Source organism: Citreimonas salinaria (assembly GCF_900107235.1).
Lineage (GTDB): Bacteria > Pseudomonadota > Alphaproteobacteria > Rhodobacterales > Rhodobacteraceae > Citreimonas > Citreimonas salinaria.
Genome location: NZ_FNPF01000014.1, coordinates 36,135 through 52,240, shown reverse-complemented (window position 1 = coordinate 52,240; position 16,106 = coordinate 36,135). Strand labels below are relative to the sequence as shown.

At 66.9% G+C, this 16,106-nt stretch carries 16 protein-coding genes and 1 tRNA gene; 5 read left to right on the top strand and 12 right to left on the bottom strand.

Translation table 11 applies throughout. The features are described from left to right. Nucleotides 1-116: 116 nt before the first annotated feature. From BLW27_RS15320 to trxB, 3 genes are all read right to left on the bottom strand, one after another. A complete protein-coding gene (locus BLW27_RS15320) occupies nucleotides 117-458 on the bottom strand; it encodes a hypothetical protein (RefSeq protein ID WP_089884496.1) in 342 nt (113 codons plus the stop codon). A gap of 126 nt (nucleotides 459-584) precedes the next feature. Continuing rightward, nucleotides 585-2,303, bottom strand: a complete 1,719-nt coding sequence (locus tag BLW27_RS15315; RefSeq protein WP_089884494.1) for a bifunctional sulfate adenylyltransferase/adenylylsulfate kinase — start codon at nucleotides 2,301-2,303, stop codon at nucleotides 585-587. A 212-nt stretch (nucleotides 2,304-2,515) separates the two neighbouring features. Next, a complete protein-coding gene (gene trxB / locus BLW27_RS15310; RefSeq protein ID WP_089884491.1) occupies nucleotides 2,516-3,520 on the bottom strand; it encodes a thioredoxin-disulfide reductase in 1,005 nt (334 codons plus the stop codon). A gap of 189 nt (nucleotides 3,521-3,709) precedes the next feature. Between trxB and BLW27_RS15305 the strand changes: the two genes are divergently transcribed. Beyond that, nucleotides 3,710-4,210 (top strand): Lrp/AsnC family transcriptional regulator, encoded by a 501-nt coding sequence (locus tag BLW27_RS15305; protein ID WP_089884489.1) that lies wholly within the window; start codon nucleotides 3,710-3,712, stop codon nucleotides 4,208-4,210. A 23-nt stretch (nucleotides 4,211-4,233) separates the two neighbouring features. Here BLW27_RS15305 and BLW27_RS15300 read toward each other — a convergent pair whose 3' ends face one another. The 4 genes from BLW27_RS15300 to lgt all read right to left on the bottom strand — a co-directional run bounded on the left by BLW27_RS15300 (nucleotide 4,234) and on the right by lgt (nucleotide 7,820). Beyond that, a complete protein-coding gene (locus tag BLW27_RS15300; protein WP_089884610.1) occupies nucleotides 4,234-4,908 on the bottom strand; it encodes a Hint domain-containing protein in 675 nt (224 codons plus the stop codon). 211 nt (nucleotides 4,909-5,119) lie between these two features. Continuing rightward, a complete protein-coding gene (pgeF, locus tag BLW27_RS15295) occupies nucleotides 5,120-5,878 on the bottom strand; it encodes a peptidoglycan editing factor PgeF (RefSeq protein ID WP_089884487.1) in 759 nt (252 codons plus the stop codon). After that, complete coding sequence (locus tag BLW27_RS15290; protein ID WP_089884608.1) at nucleotides 5,875-6,936, bottom strand: class I SAM-dependent methyltransferase; 1,062 nt, start codon at nucleotides 6,934-6,936, stop codon at nucleotides 5,875-5,877. The genes pgeF and BLW27_RS15290 overlap by 4 nt, the downstream gene beginning before the upstream one ends. Then, complete coding sequence (lgt, locus tag BLW27_RS15285; protein ID WP_089884485.1) at nucleotides 6,933-7,820, bottom strand: prolipoprotein diacylglyceryl transferase; 888 nt, start codon at nucleotides 7,818-7,820, stop codon at nucleotides 6,933-6,935. Before lgt ends, BLW27_RS15290 begins: the two co-directional genes overlap by 4 nt. A 92-nt stretch (nucleotides 7,821-7,912) precedes the next feature. Between lgt and BLW27_RS15280 the strand changes: the two genes are divergently transcribed. After that, entirely contained in the window at nucleotides 7,913-8,173 is a 261-nt protein-coding gene (locus BLW27_RS15280; RefSeq protein WP_089884483.1) for an accessory factor UbiK family protein, read from the top strand. 81 nt (nucleotides 8,174-8,254) lie between these two features. Here BLW27_RS15280 and BLW27_RS15275 read toward each other — a convergent pair whose 3' ends face one another. From BLW27_RS15275 to dapF, 3 genes are all read right to left on the bottom strand, one after another. Next, on the bottom strand, nucleotides 8,255-8,953 hold the full coding sequence (locus BLW27_RS15275) for a CDP-alcohol phosphatidyltransferase family protein (RefSeq protein ID WP_089884481.1): 699 nt from the start codon (nucleotides 8,951-8,953) through the stop codon (nucleotides 8,255-8,257). Nucleotides 8,954-9,060: 107 nt separating this feature from the next. Then, a complete protein-coding gene (gene mtaB, locus BLW27_RS15270; protein ID WP_089884479.1) occupies nucleotides 9,061-10,320 on the bottom strand; it encodes a tRNA (N(6)-L-threonylcarbamoyladenosine(37)-C(2))-methylthiotransferase MtaB in 1,260 nt (419 codons plus the stop codon). After that, nucleotides 10,317-11,150, bottom strand: a complete 834-nt coding sequence (gene dapF, locus BLW27_RS15265; protein ID WP_089884477.1) for a diaminopimelate epimerase — start codon at nucleotides 11,148-11,150, stop codon at nucleotides 10,317-10,319. Before dapF ends, mtaB begins: the two co-directional genes overlap by 4 nt. 127 nt (nucleotides 11,151-11,277) lie before the next feature. Here dapF and BLW27_RS15260 point away from each other — a divergent pair. After that, a tRNA-Lys gene (locus tag BLW27_RS15260) sits at nucleotides 11,278-11,353 on the top strand. Here the strand turns inward: BLW27_RS15260 and BLW27_RS15255 are convergent. Beyond that, nucleotides 11,348-12,001, bottom strand: coding sequence for a YciE/YciF ferroxidase family protein (locus BLW27_RS15255; RefSeq protein WP_089884474.1), 654 nt, complete (start codon nucleotides 11,999-12,001; stop codon nucleotides 11,348-11,350). The genes BLW27_RS15260 and BLW27_RS15255 overlap by 6 nt on opposite strands. Before the next feature lie 449 nt (nucleotides 12,002-12,450). On the opposite strand from BLW27_RS15255, the gene BLW27_RS15250 reads away from it, so the two are divergent. Further along, the gene (locus tag BLW27_RS15250) at nucleotides 12,451-14,025 is read left to right on the top strand and encodes a flavin monoamine oxidase family protein (protein ID WP_245710898.1); all 1,575 of its coding nucleotides are present in this window, start codon (nucleotides 12,451-12,453) and stop codon (nucleotides 14,023-14,025) included. 14 nt (nucleotides 14,026-14,039) lie between these two features. Beyond that, nucleotides 14,040-14,519, top strand: coding sequence for a c-type cytochrome (locus BLW27_RS15245; protein WP_245710897.1), 480 nt, complete (start codon nucleotides 14,040-14,042; stop codon nucleotides 14,517-14,519). Between the two features lie 206 nt (nucleotides 14,520-14,725). Here the strand turns inward: BLW27_RS15245 and BLW27_RS15240 are convergent, their stop codons facing one another. Beyond that, nucleotides 14,726-16,096 (bottom strand): aspartate aminotransferase family protein, encoded by a 1,371-nt coding sequence (locus tag BLW27_RS15240; protein ID WP_089884472.1) that lies wholly within the window; start codon nucleotides 16,094-16,096, stop codon nucleotides 14,726-14,728. Between the last annotated feature and the right edge of the window lie 10 nt (nucleotides 16,097-16,106).

Below are 16,106 nucleotides of genomic sequence, written 5' to 3'. Positions count from 1 at the left end.
ACAGCCGCGACGGGCGCGAACGTAAAAGGCCGGGCAGAGCGCCCGGCCTTTTCGCTTCGCGCAGAGCGATGTGTGCCGGATGCCTTGTCGCAGTGGCGACCCCGCCGCGCCCGTGCTCACTTCAGTGCAAAGCTCTGGCCCTTGTAGGGGCCCGAGAGACAGACAACCGTGTCCGGACGTCCGGGCGTGCGATCCACGTAGAAGCGGGAGTTGCGTCCGGTCTGCCTGTCGCGCAATTCGACGGTGTCGTCCGAAAAGACCCTGAAGCTGCCCGCTTCGCCGCCGTTGTCGTGGCGGAACGTGAAGGTCCCGTCGCCGGCGAACCGCGCGACGCTGCCGGCCTGAAACTGCCACGGTCCTTCGGCCATCATTCCAGCCACGGACTGGCCTGACATGCGTTCGGCCAAGGCCGGACCGGCCAACGCCACAAGAGCGGCGGCACATGAAAGAAGGCGCATCTGGAAAATTCTTTTTGCAATGGGCACGGATATCCTGCCGCGGAGGGCGCCACTGTCGCAACGACTGGAAAACGAGAAGACCCGGCCGTTGTAGCCGGGTCACACCATCTCACGTATCAACGCTTTCTACTGACCTGCGATCAAGCCCATGGATTCCAGCTTCAGGATCACCTGATGCGCGCAGTTGTCGACATCGATGTTGACGGTATCCACGCGCAGCTCGGGCGTCTCGGGCACGTCGTAGGGGTCGGAGATCCCCGTGAATTCTTTGATCTTGCCCTCGCGCGCCAGCTTGTAGAGGCCCTTGCGGTCGCGGCGCTCGCATTCCTCGAGAGGGGTGGCCACGTGCACCTCGACGAACGCGCCGTATTGCTCGATCATCTCGCGCACGCTGCGGCGTGTGGTGGCGTAGGGCGCGATCGGGGCGCAGATGGCGATGCCGCCGTTCTTGGTGATCTCGGACGCGACATAGCCGATGCGCTGGATGTTGAGATCCCGGTGCTCCTTCGAGAAGCCCAACTCGGAGCTGAGATTCTTGCGCACGATGTCGCCGTCGAGCAGCGTCACCGGGCGGCCACCCATCTCCATCAGCTTGACCATCAGCGCGTTGGCGATGGTCGACTTGCCCGAACCCGAAAGCCCGGTGAAGAACACGGTGAACCCCTGTTCGGCACGCGGCGGCGAGGTGCGGCGCAGCTCCTGCACGACCTCGGGGAACGAGAACCATTCGGGGATTTCTAGGCCTTCGCGCAGGCGGCGGCGAAGCTCGGTCCCCGAGATGTTGAGGATGGTGACGTTGTCGCGGTCCTCGATCTCGTCGGCGGGTTCGTACTGGGCGCGTTCCTGCACGTAGACCATGTGCTTGAAGTCGACCATCGTGATGCCGATTTCGTCCTGGTGCTGGCGGAACAGCTCCTGCGCGTCGTAGGGGCCGTAGAAATCCTCGCCCGCGCTGTTCTTGCCGGGGCCTGCGTGGTCGCGGCCGACGATCATGTGGGTGCAGCCGTGGTTGCGACGGATCAGCCCGTGCCACACGGCCTCGCGCGGGCCGGCCATCCGCATCGCCAGGTTCAGCAGCGACATGGTCGTCGTCGAGCTGGGGTATTTGTCCAGCACCGCCTCGTAGCAGCGCACGCGGGTGAAGTGGTCGACGTCACCGGGCTTTGTCAGGCCGACGACGGGGTGGATCAGCAGGTTCGCCTCGGCCTCGCGCGCGGCGCGGAAGGTCAGTTCCTGGTGCGCGCGGTGCAGCGGGTTGCGGGTCTGGAAGGCGACGATCTTGCGCCAGCCCAGTTTCCGGAACTGGGCGCGCAGCTCGTTCGGGGTGTCGCGGCGGCCGCGGAAATCGTAGTGCACCGGCTGCTGAATGCCGGTGACAGGCCCGCCCAGATAGATATTGCCGGCCTGGTTGTGCAGGTAGTTCACCGCCGGGTGCGCGGAATCGTCCGCACCGAAGACCTTTTCGGCTTCGCGGGCCTTGTTCGGCTCCCACTTGTCCGTGACGGTCATCGTCGCGAGGATCACGCCCTCCTGGTCGCGCAGGGCGATGTCCTGGCCGATCTCGACGGTCTCGGCGAAGGCCTCCTTCACGTCCAGCGTGATCGGCATCGGCCACAGCGTGCCGTCGGCCAGGCGCATGTCCTCGACGACGCTGTCGTAATCCGCCTCGGGCAGGAATCCCTTGAGCGGGTAGAAGCCCCCGTTCATCAGCAGCTCCAGATCGCAGATCTGTCGCGGGGTCAGGTCGAGCGACGTAAGGTCACCCGCCTCGACCTTCAGCTTCTGGGCACTCTCGTAGGACACGTACAGTTCGGGAAGCGGAGCGAGGTTCGCGGGCATGGACATGGGCAAGACCTTTGGTTTCAATCGAACGAAAATGGCGTGGATGTTCGCGGCGGCCTTAGCTTTGCCCTAGAGCGCTTGCAAGACCCGCAGACGGAAATGGTCGCCGTAGGCCCGGAATTGCCGCGTTGCGACAAATGCATGCCTCCAAAAGGAACCGGCCCCAGTCCGCGGCGTTGGATCTTTCGCTGTTTCGTGCGCTCTTGCCGCTGCGGCTATTCGGCGGCCGGGGTCTCGGCGCCGTAGCCCAAGGGCTCGGAAACGTCCTTTCCCGAATCCAGGTCCTGCTCGGCCAGCCAGCGTTCGGCCTCGAGCGCGGCCATGCAGCCCATCCCGGCGCTGGTCACTGCCTGCCGGTACTTGTGGTCGGTCAGGTCGCCGGCCGCGAAGACGCCGGGAATCGAGGTCTCGGTGCTATCCGGCTTGGTCACGACATAGCCGCCCATGTGGGTTTCCAGCACGTCCTTGACCAGTTCGTTCGCCGGAGCATGTCCGATGGCGACGAAGGCGCCCGCACACGGGATTTCCCGTGTCTCGCCGCTCTTCACATGCTTCACGCGCACCCCGGTTACGCCCTTGGGGTTCTCGTCGCCCAGAACCTCGTCGAGTTCGTGGTCCCACAGGCACTCGACCTTGGGGTGTTTGAACAGGCGGTCCTGCAGGATCTTCTCGGCGCGCAACGTGTCGCGGCGGTGGATCAGCGTGACCTTGCTGGCGAAGTTGGTCAGGAACAGCGCCTCTTCCACGGCGGTGTTGCCGCCGCCGATCACGACGATTTCTTTCCCGCGATAGAAGAACCCGTCGCAGGTGGCGCAGGCGGACACGCCGAAGCCCTTGAAGGCCTCTTCGCTTTCCAGCCCCAGCCACTTGGCGCGAGCGCCGGTCGCCAGTATGATCGAGTCCGCCGTGTAGGTCGTGCCACTGTCGCCATGCGCCACGAAGGGCCGCTTGTCGAAATCCACCTTGGCGATGATGTCGCCGACGATGTCGCAGCCCATGGCCTTGGCGTGCGCCTCCATTCGGAGCATCAGGTCGGGGCCCTGCACCTCTGTGTCGCCGGGCCAGTTCTCGACCTCGGTGGTGGTGGTCAACTGGCCGCCGGGCTCGATCCCCTGGACCAGCACCGGGTCGAGCATGGCCCGGGAGGCGTAGATTCCGGCAGTGTAGCCCGCCGGGCCAGAGCCGATGATCAATACCTTGCTGTGACGCGTCTTGGACATTGCTCTGCCTCCTGCTTCGGCCTACTTGCCGGGATATAGCGTCGGGGTGGGCTGGACGAAAGGGTCGTTCCGTCGCGGAGGCTGCCTGGCCCTAAGTCCAGATTGCGGAACAATGTTGCGCGATATTGAAACATTCTTGCGCCGATCGCGGTTGGTGCTATAACAATCGCGAATTCCAAGGAGGCGCAGATGCCAGGGCACCGGTTGGACCCGATCGACAGGAAAATCTTGTCAGAGTTGCAAGCCGACGGTCGGATGACGAACGTCGAACTCGCCCGCCGTGTCGGCATCTCGGCGCCGCCGTGCTTGCGCCGGGTTCGTGTGCTCGAGGAGATGGGCCTGATCCGGGGCTATCACGCCGATGTCGATGCCCGCGCGCTGGGGTTCGAGGTTCAGGTCTTCGCCAATGTCGGCCTGCAAAGCCAGGCCGAGGCAGACCTGCGCGCTTTCGAGAATCGCTGCCGCGAGTGGCCGCTGGTCCGCGAATGCCACATGCTCAACGGCGAGGTGGATTTCATCCTGAAATGCGTCGCACCCGACCTGTCGAGCTTCCAGGCCTTCCTGACCGACCAGCTGCTGACCACGCCCAACGTCGCCAGCGTGAAGACGTCGCTGGTGATCCGCGGCGCCAAGGACGAACCGGGCGTGCCCTTCGATGTGCTGGAAGACCGCTTGAGCCGATCCGCCTGAGGCGCGCGGCCCAATCGAACGCGTCAGCTTCCGATCAATCGCTCCAGCGACTGGCGCGTGGTGCGCGACAGTGCGACCTGCCCGAAGGCGCCGGGGCCGTCAAGGTTGGGGAACAGCGCCATGAACGCGCCGCGCAGGCCGGTCTGGGCAAGTGCCTCGATTGCGCTGCCGGGGTGGTAGGTTTCCAGCGAAATGCCACCAAGGCGCAGCAATGCGTGTCGCGCCAGAAGCAGGTGGTACAGTTGCACCGGGCCGTGTGGCGTGACCGGAACGAAGCGGTCGCCGTCGGCATAGTCGGACAACGGCACAAGCACCGAGGCGCGGCCGAGCAAAGGGCCCAGCCGCGGGTGACGAACCACGAGGCGCGCCGCCGGACCGACGAGGAGGTCCGGTTCCGGCAGTGCATCGCCGACGGAGTCGTTCATCACCCGCATCATGCCCGCGCGAGCGCGGTTGCGCGGACGCGAAAACAGCGTCGAGCCGATCCATATCAGACGTTCTACATCGCCGCTATCGGTCGTTACCCGGTCGCCGGGAAGCAGATCCTCGACCGCGACGGGGCCTTGCGGTGTGGGTACCAGCGTGCCACGCGCAAAGGCAGTTGCGGCCTCTTCGATCGCGGGCACGGCGGGGGCCGATACCGAGCGGTGTTCGACCGCACCGCCCGGCATGAGTGCCGCGATCTCGAACTGGCGCATGGGCATGCGCTGCGCCGCGGGCCGATCCGAAAGCGGCCCCGCAGTCACGGGCGGCGAGCGGCGGTTGTCGATCAGGGGGCTGATGCTGGACACGGGCGACGGACCTTTTCCTGCGGCGTCCGGGGCGGCGCCTTTGGGTCTGGTCGTCAAGAAATGGAGGTTGATTCGGGCCTGTTTGTGACGGTGCCGGGCCTTTCCTTGGCCCTTGGCGTCAGAGCCGGATGGCCGCGATCAGCCGACCGTAATCCGCCTCGCGCGCATGGGTCGCGCGCCGGTAGGAGTAGAATCGCGCGGCATCGGAATAGGTGCAGTGGCGCGTCCACTCCGCCGTCACTCCGGCCTCGCGCAAGCGGTGCAGGCCGTATCCGGGCAGGTCGAACAGGTAACGGTCGCCACTTCCGTTCGCGAAGAACCGGGCGTTTTCGGGGTCTGCGTCGACGAAGGTTTCGATGAACTCCGGCCCGACCTCGTAGGCGCCCTGGCTGATCGTCGGGCCGATCACGGCCGTGATGTCCGCGCGTGCGGCACCCAGTCCCACCATCGCGTCGACCGTGGCGTCCAGCACGCCGTCCAGCGCACCGCGCCAGCCGGCATGCGCGGCACCAACGACGCCGGCGTTTCTGTCCGCCAGCAGCACGGGTTGGCAATCGGCGGTCAGCACCGAGAGCGCGACCCCTAGCGTGCGCGTGACCATCGCGTCGGCGCGGGGCAGGGGACGCGGCAGGGGCGCGTCGGTCACGATGACGACGTCGGCGGAATGGACCTGGTGCGGCCCGACCAGGTGATCCGTGCCGACCCCGAGCGCGTCGGCCGCGCGGCCGCGGTTGATGGCGACGATCTCGGATTGGTCCGACGATCCCGCGCCGCAATTGAGCCCGGCGAACACCCCGGACGACGCACCGCCGCGGCGCGTGAAGAAGCCGTGCCTGAACGGGGCCAGACTGTCGGATGTGATGATCTCCAGCGTCATGGGTCCAGTCCGGGCAAGGCGGGCGCGTCGGCGGGGGCGAGCCCAAGGATCCTGAACACCGAACCCATTTCGTCGGGATGCGTCAACCGCCGATGTGCGGCGGCGATGGCGTCCACCTGTGCCGCGTCGCCACCGCTGGCTAGGCTGCGCGCCCGTTCGGTGATGCCCAGCCGTTCGAGAAAGACGCCCTGAGGGATCAGCGGCGTTGCCCTTGCCGGCGCGGCGGCCAGCGCCAATGCCTCGAAATCCACGTGCGCGGTCAGGTCGGCCTGTCCCGGCGTGGCGAACGGATCGATCGGTGCGTGGCCAGCCACCGCCTGGAGTGTGTCGCCCCGGCTGCGCCAGTCGCCGTAATCGACGATCAACGCGGCGCCGCCGCGGCTGGCAATACGGGCGCCCAGTTCGGACGCTATGGCCGCGGCCGGGGCGCGGGTCTCGACGATGCCGCCGTCGGGCGTGTCGGCCAAGCGGTGCTCCAGCGCGGCAACGGGCGCGGCGCTGGACTGACCGATGACCAGCCGATCGCCATCCAGCCCGATCATGCGTTCGGCCCAGCCATCGCCCACGCGTTGAAACTGCCGGATCGGAAGCGCGTCGAAGAATTCGTTCGCGATAAGGAATAGCGGCGCGTCGGGCAGCGTCTCGACGCTGTCATGCCAGGTTGGCACGGCGTCCAGCGTCGCCGCCTGGACAGCGCGCAAGGGCGAAGATGTCTCGACCAGGTGCAGTTGCGCCGCCTCCCGGAATCCCGGCACGGCGCGGGTGACGCGCAGCGCGTCGGCCATCAATGTGCCGCGTCCGGGGCCGAGTTCAGCCAGTGTGAAGGAGGCGGGGCGGCCATGGTCGATCCACGCCTGTGCCAGGGTCAGGCCCAGCATCTCGCCGAAAAGCTGACTGATCTCGGGCGCGGTGGTGAAATCGCCCTGCGCCCCCAGCGGGTCGCGGGTGGTGTAGTAGCCGTGCTCTGGATGGCCGAGGCAGGCGGCCATGTACTCGGCTAGGCTGATCGGACCGGTCGCTGCGATCTGGCGCACCAGCAGCGCGGCCAGCGGGGTCATGCCCCGGCCCGTCGCGCCCGTGCGATCAGCCACAGCCCCAAGGCGATCATCGGCAGGGTCAGAAGCTGGCCCATGGTCAGCCCCCAGCCGTTCACGTGCCATGCGAGACCCAGCGGGTTGCCGGGTTCGACGAACTGCGCGTCGGGCTGGCGCACGAACTCCACCGCGAAGCGCGCGGCACCGTAGCCGGCGAGGAACGCGCCCGTCAGCAGGCCGGGCCGCTTCAGCGCGCCCCGCGAGGCGAGCCACAGCAGCAGAAGCCCCAGCACAAGCCCCTCGAGGCCGGCCTCGTAGAGCTGCGAGGGGTGGCGCGCGCAGACCTCGCCAGCGGGTTGGCCGCAATCCTGCGCGGCCGGGCCGGGAAAGATCACGCCCCACGGCAGGTCGGTCGGACGGCCCCAGAGCTCGGCGTTGACGAAGTTTGCCAGCCGTCCCAGCAGCAGGCCCACGGGTGTCGCGAGCGCCATCATGTCCAGCGTGGACAGGCGGGGATGGCCGCCCCGGCCGCAGAACCACAGCACGGCGACGGCAACGCCGATCATGCCGCCGTGGAACGACATGCCGCCGGTCCAGATGGCCAGGATCTCGGCCGGGTTCGCCAGGAAGTAGGCGGGCTGGTAGAACAGCACGTAGCCTAGCCGCCCGCCCAGGATGACGCCGAGAATGACCGCGGTCAGCAGATCCTCGACCTGGCGTGGGGTCATCGGCGGAGTGTCTGCGGGCCACAGCGCCTCGCGCCGGACCGAGGCGACGGCAATCCGCCAGCCGATCAGGATTCCCGCGATATAGGCTAGCGCGTACCAGCGCAGGGCGAATTCGAACCCGAACAACGAGATCGAGAAAAGTTCGGGCGAGAGATTCGGGAAGGGGATACCTGTCTGCATGCGCGTTGTTGTGCGCGGCTGCGCGGCGAAGTCAACCTTGAGGCTCAAGCCTCCGTATCCCATATAGAGGACAAGCCAAGCTGGAGAGAGCCATGCAATCGCGCAACAAGATCTTCGAAGACATGTCGCAACTTATGACCAACGCCATGGGCGTGGCTCAGGGGGCGCGGGAAGAGGCCGAGACGGCGATGAAGTCGATGATGGATCGCTGGCTCGCCGACCGCGACTTCGTCACCCGCGAGGAATTCGATGCGGTGCGGTCGATGGCGCAGAAGGCGCGCGAGGAGAACGAGGCGCTGAAGGCGCGGCTCGACGCGCTCGAGGCAAAAGGCACGAACAGCGTCGGCGACTAGGCCGGCACACGGTGCTCGCGCCTGACGGCGCGTCGCCCCGCCCGCCGTCCCGCGGGCCCGCACCAGGGGCGGACCGTGGCCTTAGCGGGCGCGACGCTCGGGCACGATCTGCTGCACGACACCGACTAGGATCAGGTAGGCCGAGGTCGCGACCAGACCCCAGAGCGCCCAGCTTTCGGGGTGGAAATCGACCCAGGCCGCCCATCCGGCGAAGAACGTCCATGCCAGCGCGATCGGAAGCGACAACTTGCGCCACCGCTTGGTGCGCACCGGATGGATGAACTTCAGCGGCAGGAACATCGCCACCGCCAGTATCGAGACGATGAAAAGCGTCACCCAGAAGTCGGGCTCGACCGCGAAGAGCACCAGCACCAGCATGTTCCAGCAGCCCGGGAAGCCGTGGAACGAATTGTCCGAGGTCTTCATCCGCGCATCGGCGAAGTACATGGCGCTGGCGAAGGTGATCAGGATAATCGCGAACCATCCGGTCCAGCCTGGCAGAAGCCCCGACTCGAAGAGCGCGAAGGCCGGTATGAAGGTGTAGGTCAGGTAGTCGATGATCAGGTCCAGCAGCACGCCGTCGAAGCGCGGCGCGTTGGTCTTGACGTCGTACTTGCGCGCCAAGGGACCATCGATGCCGTCGACAGCAAAGGCGATCACCAGCCACAGGAACATCACGGACCATGCGGCCTGCGCAGCGGCCAGCATGGCAAGCATGGCGAAAACCGCGCCGGTGGCGGTGAACAGGTGGACCAGCAGGGCCTTCGTTGCGAGTGTCATCCACTCCTCATGCAGTAAATCCCGCACGGTTGCAAACCTCGGGAACAGGCGCCGCGGGCCGCGTGTCGCGACGGCCCGGACAGGCGCGTCACGAGCCTTTCCGCCGGTCAGGCGAGCAGCGCCGCGCCTTCATGGCCCGCTATGGAGGCCGAGATCACCGCGCCCTCGGGGCGCGGCTGAGCAAAGCGGACCTCGGTGAACTGTTCGGTCCGGCCCATCAGGGGCGATTCCATCAGCACCGAATGAGTGCGGCCCACTTGCGCATCCAGGTGCCGGGTCACTGCGCGCGCGCCGGCGTCGCGCAGGCGGGCGGCGCGGACCTTGATCGTCGCGCCGTCGACGCAGCTGGGGATGCGGGCGGCGGGCGTGCCGGGACGGGCCGAGTAGGGGAAGACGTGTAGCCAGGTCAGGTCGCATTCCTCGACCAGCTTCAGCGAATTCTCGAAATGCGCCTCGGTCTCGGTGGGAAAGCCGGCGATGATGTCGGCGCCGAAGGTCATGTCGGGGCGCAGGCGGCGCGCGTCCTCGCAGAAGGCGATGGCATCGTCGCGCAGGTGCCGTCGCTTCATCCGCTTCAGGATCAGGTCGTCGCCGTGCTGAAGGCTCAGGTGCAGGTGCGGCATCAGGCGCGGCTCGGTTGCGATGGCCTGCATCAGGTTCTCGTCCGCTTCGATGCTGTCGATGCTGGAGATACGCAGCCGCGGCAGGTCCGGCACCAGTTTGAGGATGCGCATCACCAGGTCGCCCAGCCGCGGGGTGGCCGGCAGGTCGGCGCCCCACGATGTCAGGTCGACGCCGGTCAGCACCACCTCGTTGAGCCCTTTCTGCACCAGCCGCTTGATCTGGTCGACGACTACGCCCGCGGGCACCGAGCGCGAATTCCCGCGGCCGTAGGGGATGATGCAGAAGGTGCAGCGATGGTCGCAGCCGTTCTGGACCTGCACGTAGGCGCGGCTGCGCGTGCCGAAACCGTCGATCAGATGGCCTGCCGTTTCTTTCACCGACATGATGTCGTCGACCATGACCGCCTCGGTTTCGCCCACGAAATCGGGCGACAGGCGCGTCCAGGTGTCGGGCGCCATCTTTTCGGCGTTGCCGATCACGTGATCGACTTCGTCCATCGCAGCGAAGCTGTCGGGGTCGATCTGCGCGGCGCAGCCGGTGACGATCAGGCGCGCGTCGGGGTTCTCGCGGCGCAGGCGGCGGATTTCTTGCCGTGCCTTGCGCACGGCCTCGGCGGTCACGGCGCAGGTGTTCACGACCACGGCGTCACCGAGGCCCGCATCGGCGGCAAGACGCTTCATTGCCTCGGTCTCGTAGGCGTTGAGGCGGCAGCCCAGCGTGGTGAAGCGCGGCGCGTCGCTCATGCCTCGGCCTCCAGCCAGGCACGGGTGAGCGTGCCGTCGAAGACGTGGCAAGTGGCGCCGGTCATCCAGACGCCGTCCTCGCGCCAGTCGATCAACAGGTCGCCCCCGTCGAGCGTGACGCGCACCCGGCGCCCGGTGAGCCCGCGCCGCACTGCCGCGACCGCCGTCGCGCACGAGGACGAGCCCGAGGCCTGGGTGATGCCGACGCCGCGTTCCCAGACGCGCATGCGCAGGTGGTCGGACCCGAGAAGGCTGACCACCTGCACGTTGGTGCGCTGCGGGAAAAGCGGATGGTGTTCGTAGCGTCTGCCGAACTGATCCAGCGCAACCGCCTCTGCGTCGTCGACGAAGAACGTGCAATGCGGGTTGCCCATACCGGTCGCCGTGGGAGCACCCTCGATCGGAATTTCCAGCGTGTCCATCGCCTCGGCCAGCGGAATCTCGGCCCATTCCGTCTGGGGATGTCCCATGTTGACGCTGACCTGGCCATCCGCCTCTCGACGCGCCGGCAGGAGGCCGCGGTCGGTGGTCAGCGTCAGCGCGTCGCGCCCCGTCTGGTCCATCAGGTGCGCGGCGATGCAGCGGGTGGCGTTGCCGCAGGCGGCCGAGACCGAGCCGTCGGAATTGTAGAACGTCAGGTGCGCGTCGGCCTTGCCGGTGCCGATCACCGCCAACTGGTCGAAGCCCACGCCGCGATGCCGGTCCGCCAGCCGCCGGACGAGCGTATCCGTCAGGCGCAGCGCCGTCGCGCGCGCGTCGAGGACGACGAAATCGTTGCCCAGTCCGTGCATCTTCATGAACGGCAGATCGGTATCGGTGGCCATGCTCATGCGCGCGCATATACGCCTGGTCGGCCGGGCATTCCAGCCCGGAGCGCGGGCATCCCGCGCCACCGGCGCAATTTTTCTATTTTCCGCCTTGACCCCGCCCTGCGGCCTTTGTAGGTCCGCGCCCAGTGGGCCGTTAGCTCAGTTGGTAGAGCAACTGACTTTTAATCAGTGGGTCGCAGGTTCGAATCCTGCACGGCTCACCACTGAACTTCAAGAAAATCGCCGCTCTGCGAGAGGTCGCGCACCGCGGGCAAGCCGCCGGAATGCGAGGCGGAGCCCGTCGGCGTTTCAGGCGCCACCTCCCCAGAGGGATGAAGAGGCGTCGGTGACGGGGTCGCCCTCAGGTGCGAGCCGCTCCAGTCCTGCTTCGCCGCCTTGTTTGCCTTCTGGGCCTCCTTGTTGAGCAGGTCGTCCGTTTTCTTCTCTTCCTGCAGGGTCTGGGCCAGCAGTTTCGCCGCGTCGTCGTGCCCAAGCTGCTTGGCCCAGGTCACGAGGGTCCCGTAGCGGGCGATCTCGTAATGCTCCTTCGCCTGGGCGCCGGCGATCAGGACGGCATCCGCGGCTTCGGTGGCCTTGAACTCGTCGATATGATCCTCGAATTCGGCCATCAGCCCCTGAATGCTGTCGCAGGTCTTGCCGCGGGCGGCCTTGCCGATCATCTCGAACACCTGCTCGAGGCGTTGTTTATGCTCCTCGCTTTCCCCGGCATGGTGCTCGAAGGCTTCTTTCAACTCGGGCATCTGGGCGGCCCGCGCCGCCTTCTTCTGCGCCCGCAGCGAGGCCCGTTCCGCGAAGAGGACGTCCCTGAGGCCGTCGTGGAATGCGTCCTGGAGCGTCTTGTCGGTCGCCATTTTCGTGTTCCTTTCCGGGGTGGAAGTTGTCTCGCGAGAAAACGGAACTTGCCGGGTTTGATTGCGCCCTTCCTGCCGCGGCGGACCAAGCCAGCCGGGCCGGCGCCTGCCGGCGACAGGCGCGTGGGGCGATGTCCCAGCGTGGGACATGCCTGGTGCTATGTCTTTTCAATGGCTTGCAGAGACGGATTCGTATTCCGTTAACGAACGCGCGCGCGCGACGTCGTTGCCGGGTTCCGGAGGCGACAGATGGTGGGGACCGATGCAGGGCCCTGCGCGACGTCGATCCCATCGAACGGCGCGGATCGAGGCCGCGTCATTGCGCGCGGAACGGTGCCGGCGGTCAAAGACGATCAGGAAGGAACCGCCGGTTGCCCGACCTGTTGGTCTCGGTAGGCCGCTTCCGAGAATCCGTTCGAAGCCGCCGCACTGGAACAGGGAGAAACGGCATGACCATGACACGACGTGAGCTGCTCACGACGATCGGGGTGACCGCCGGCACCGGGGCCATGTACACCGCCATGGCCAGCCTCGGCTTCGCGCAGGAGTCGAGCTATACCGGGCCGGTGGAGCTGACCGGCGATCCGGGCGGGGCGCGGGTTCTGGTGCTGGGCGCCGGGCTTGCGGGCATGACCGCGGCGATGGAATTGCGGGCCGCGGGCTACGAGGTGCAGGTCCTCGAATACCGCGAGAAGGCCGGCGGGCGCTGCTGGACCCTGCGCGGCGGCGACACCTACACCGAACTGGGCGGTGCCACGCAGGAGGTCGACTTCGAGGAGGGGAACTACTTCAACCCCGGCCCGTGGCGCATTCCCTACAACCACCACGCGATCCTCGACTATTGCCGGCGGCTGGGCGTCGAGCTTCAGCCGTTCATCCAGGAGAACCACAACGCCTACCTGCACCGCAGCGACGCCTTCGACGGCAAGCCGCAGCGCTACCGCGAGGTGGCGTCGGATTTCCGCGGCCACGTGGCCGAACTTCTGGCCAAGGCCACGAACGGTGGCGCGCTGGACGAGGAGGTGACCGAGGAAGACCGCGCGCTTCTGCTCGAGGCGCTGCGCGACTACGGGTCGCTGACCGAGGAATACGAATACGTCATGAGCGAGGAGACGAGCGACTTTCGCGGCTTCGAGCGCTGGCCTGGCGGTGGCCGCAATGCCGAGGGCGTGCCATCGCAGCCGATGGACCTCGAGACGCTGCTGGATTCGCGACTGTGGCGCTGGCTTCCGGACGCCGAGACGGTCCACCACCAGCAGGCGATCTTTCAGCCCGTGGGCGGCATGGACAGGATCGCGCAGGCCTTCGAGCGCGAGGTGGGCGACCTGATCACCTACAACGCCAAGGTGGTGACGCTGCACCAGGACGAGAACGGCGTGACCGCGAGCTACGTCGACGCGCAGGAGCCGGGCGAGGTCACCGAGGTGACGGCCGACTGGTGCGTCTGCACGATCCCGTTCTCGATCCTCGGGCAGATCCAGCACAACTTCTCGGGCACGAAGGCGCAGGCGATCAGCACGATGTACTACGCCGGCGGCTTCAAGGCGGGGCTCGAGTTCAAGCGCCGCTTCTGGGAAGAGGACGAGCACATCTACGGCGGGATCACCTACACCGACCTGCCGATCTCGCTGATCAGCTACCCGTCGAACGACTATCTCAGCCAGGGCGGCGGAGTCCTTCTGGGGGCCTATAACTGGGGGGCGAACGCCTACCAGTTCAACGCGATGCAGCCCGAGGAGCGGACCAAGTGGGTCGTCGAATACGGCTCGCGCATCCACCCGCAATACACCGAGGAGTTCAAGACCGGCGTCAGCGTGCCGTGGCACAAGGTGCCGTGGGTGCTGGGCTGCTACGGCATCTGGGAGGACAGGGAGCGCGACTACGAGGAGACGGCGCGCATGGGCGAGGGCGAGCGGATCGCGCTTGCCGGCGAGCATCTGTCCTACCTGCCGGGCTGGCAGGAGGGGGCGATCCTCTCGGCGCTCGACGCCATCCAGCAGCTTCACGAACGCGCCACGCAGTGATGAGGAGAGCGGACATGAACCCGATCAAGACAACGATACTGCCGTTCGCGCTGCTGGCTGCCGGCATGGCAACGGCACAGGAAAACCTGCCGCCGGTCGAGGTGCCCGAGGGCGAGCCGGTGTCCGAGTTCCGGACCTTCGACCCGACCGAGGAGGAGTTCGAGAACTTCCGCGGCGCGGGAAACATCCCGCACGAGGGCGGCGAGGCGGTCTACAACGCCGTCTGCTCCGGGTGCCACATGCCCGACGGACAGGGCGCTGTCGGCGCGGGTGAATACCCGGCGCTGGCCGACAACGAGCTTCTGGCGGCGCCGGGCTACCCGATCTACATGGTGGTCCACGGGCAGGCGGCCATGCCACCCTTCGGCAGCCTGCTGGACGACCAGCAGATCGCGGACGTGGTGAACTACGTCCGCTCGCATTTCGGCAACGACTTCGTCGAGGGCGAGTTCGGCGAGGCGGCCCCCGAGGACGTCGCCGCGACGCGCGAGTGACAGAGGTTCCGCGTGTCCCACGATGGGACACGCGGACGCCCCAACAAGATCAAGGGCTTGCAGAGACGGATTCACCGGGCGTTAACACTCGGGCCGGTGAGGGAGCGGGCGCGATGGCGCATCACCCTGCGCTCCGCGAGCAAGGAATAGGGGCGGCAGTCGATCGGCTGCCGCCCCATTTGTTTGCGCCCGGACGGGCGGATGGCTCAGCCCAGCACGGACCCGACCGCGGCGGCAGTCTTCTGCACGATCTCGTCGGCTTCCTCGCGCGTCAGGCAGAAGGGCGGGGCGAAGCCCAGGATGTCTCCTTGCGGCATCGCCCGGGCGATCACGCCGTGTTCCAGCAGCGCGGCGGCGACGCGGGCGCCGACCTTCTCGGACGCGTCGAAGAACGTCCGGCTGTCGCGGTCCTTGACGAATTCGACCGCCATCAGCAGCCCTTCGCCGCGGACCTCACCCACGTGGGGATGCGCGCCGATCGCGTCGGCCATCGCGGCGTTGAGGTAGGTGCCCACGGTGCCCGCGTTGGAGATCAGGTCCAGGTCGTCCAGCAGCTTGAGATTCGCGACACCCGCCGCGGCGCCGATCGGGTGGGCCGAGTAGGTCCAGCCGTGGCCGATGGGTCCGTTCTCGTCCGTGCCCTGTTCCAGCACCTTCCACATGCGGTCGGACACGATCGAGCCGGACAGCGGCGCGTAGGCCGATGTAAGCCCCTTGGCGATGGTCATCAGGTCGGGCTTCAGCCCGTAATGCTCGGACCCGAACATGCTGCCCAGACGGCCGAAGCCGGTGACGACCTCGTCGGCGATGAGCAGGATGTCGTGCTTGGTCAACACCTTCTGGATCGCGGCCCAGTAGCCGGCGGGCGGGGGCACGATGCCGCCGGTGCCGAGGATCGGCTCTCCGATGAAGGCGGCGATGGTGTCGGCGCCCTCGCGCTCGATCATCGCCTCAAGCTCGGCCACGCAGTGGGCGACGAAGGCGGCTTCGTCCATCGACGTGTCGGAACGGCGGAAGAAATAGGGCGCCTCGGTGTGGAGCACCTGCGAGAGCGGCAGGTCGAACTTCTTGTGGAAGAGTTCGAGACCCGTCAGCGAGCCAGTCACGAGGCCGGAGCCGTGGTAGCCGCGCCAGCGCGAGATGATCTTCTTCTTCTCGGGGCGGCCGAGGATGTTGTTGTAGTACCAGACCAGTTTCACGTTGGTCTCGTTCGCGTCCGAGCCGGACAGGCCGAAATAGACCTTGCTCATGTGGTCGGGCGCGCGGTCGAGGATCATCTTCGACAGGGTGATCGCGGCCTCGGTGCCGTGGCCCACATAGGCGTGGTAATAGGCCAGCTCGCGCGCCTGTTCGGCGATGGCGTCCGTGATCTCGGGGCGGCCGTAGCCGACGTTCACGCAATAGAGGCCGGCGAAGGCGTCGAGCATCGTGTTGCCGTCGCGGTCGGTGATGTGGCTGCCCTTGCCGGTCTGGATCACGCGCTGGGGCGCGTTGCCGCGGGCGAATTCGGCCAGATGGGTCGAGGGATGGAAGAAGTTCTCGCGGTCCCACTGTTCCAGCATGTCGTTGCGAAGCATCGGTCTTTCC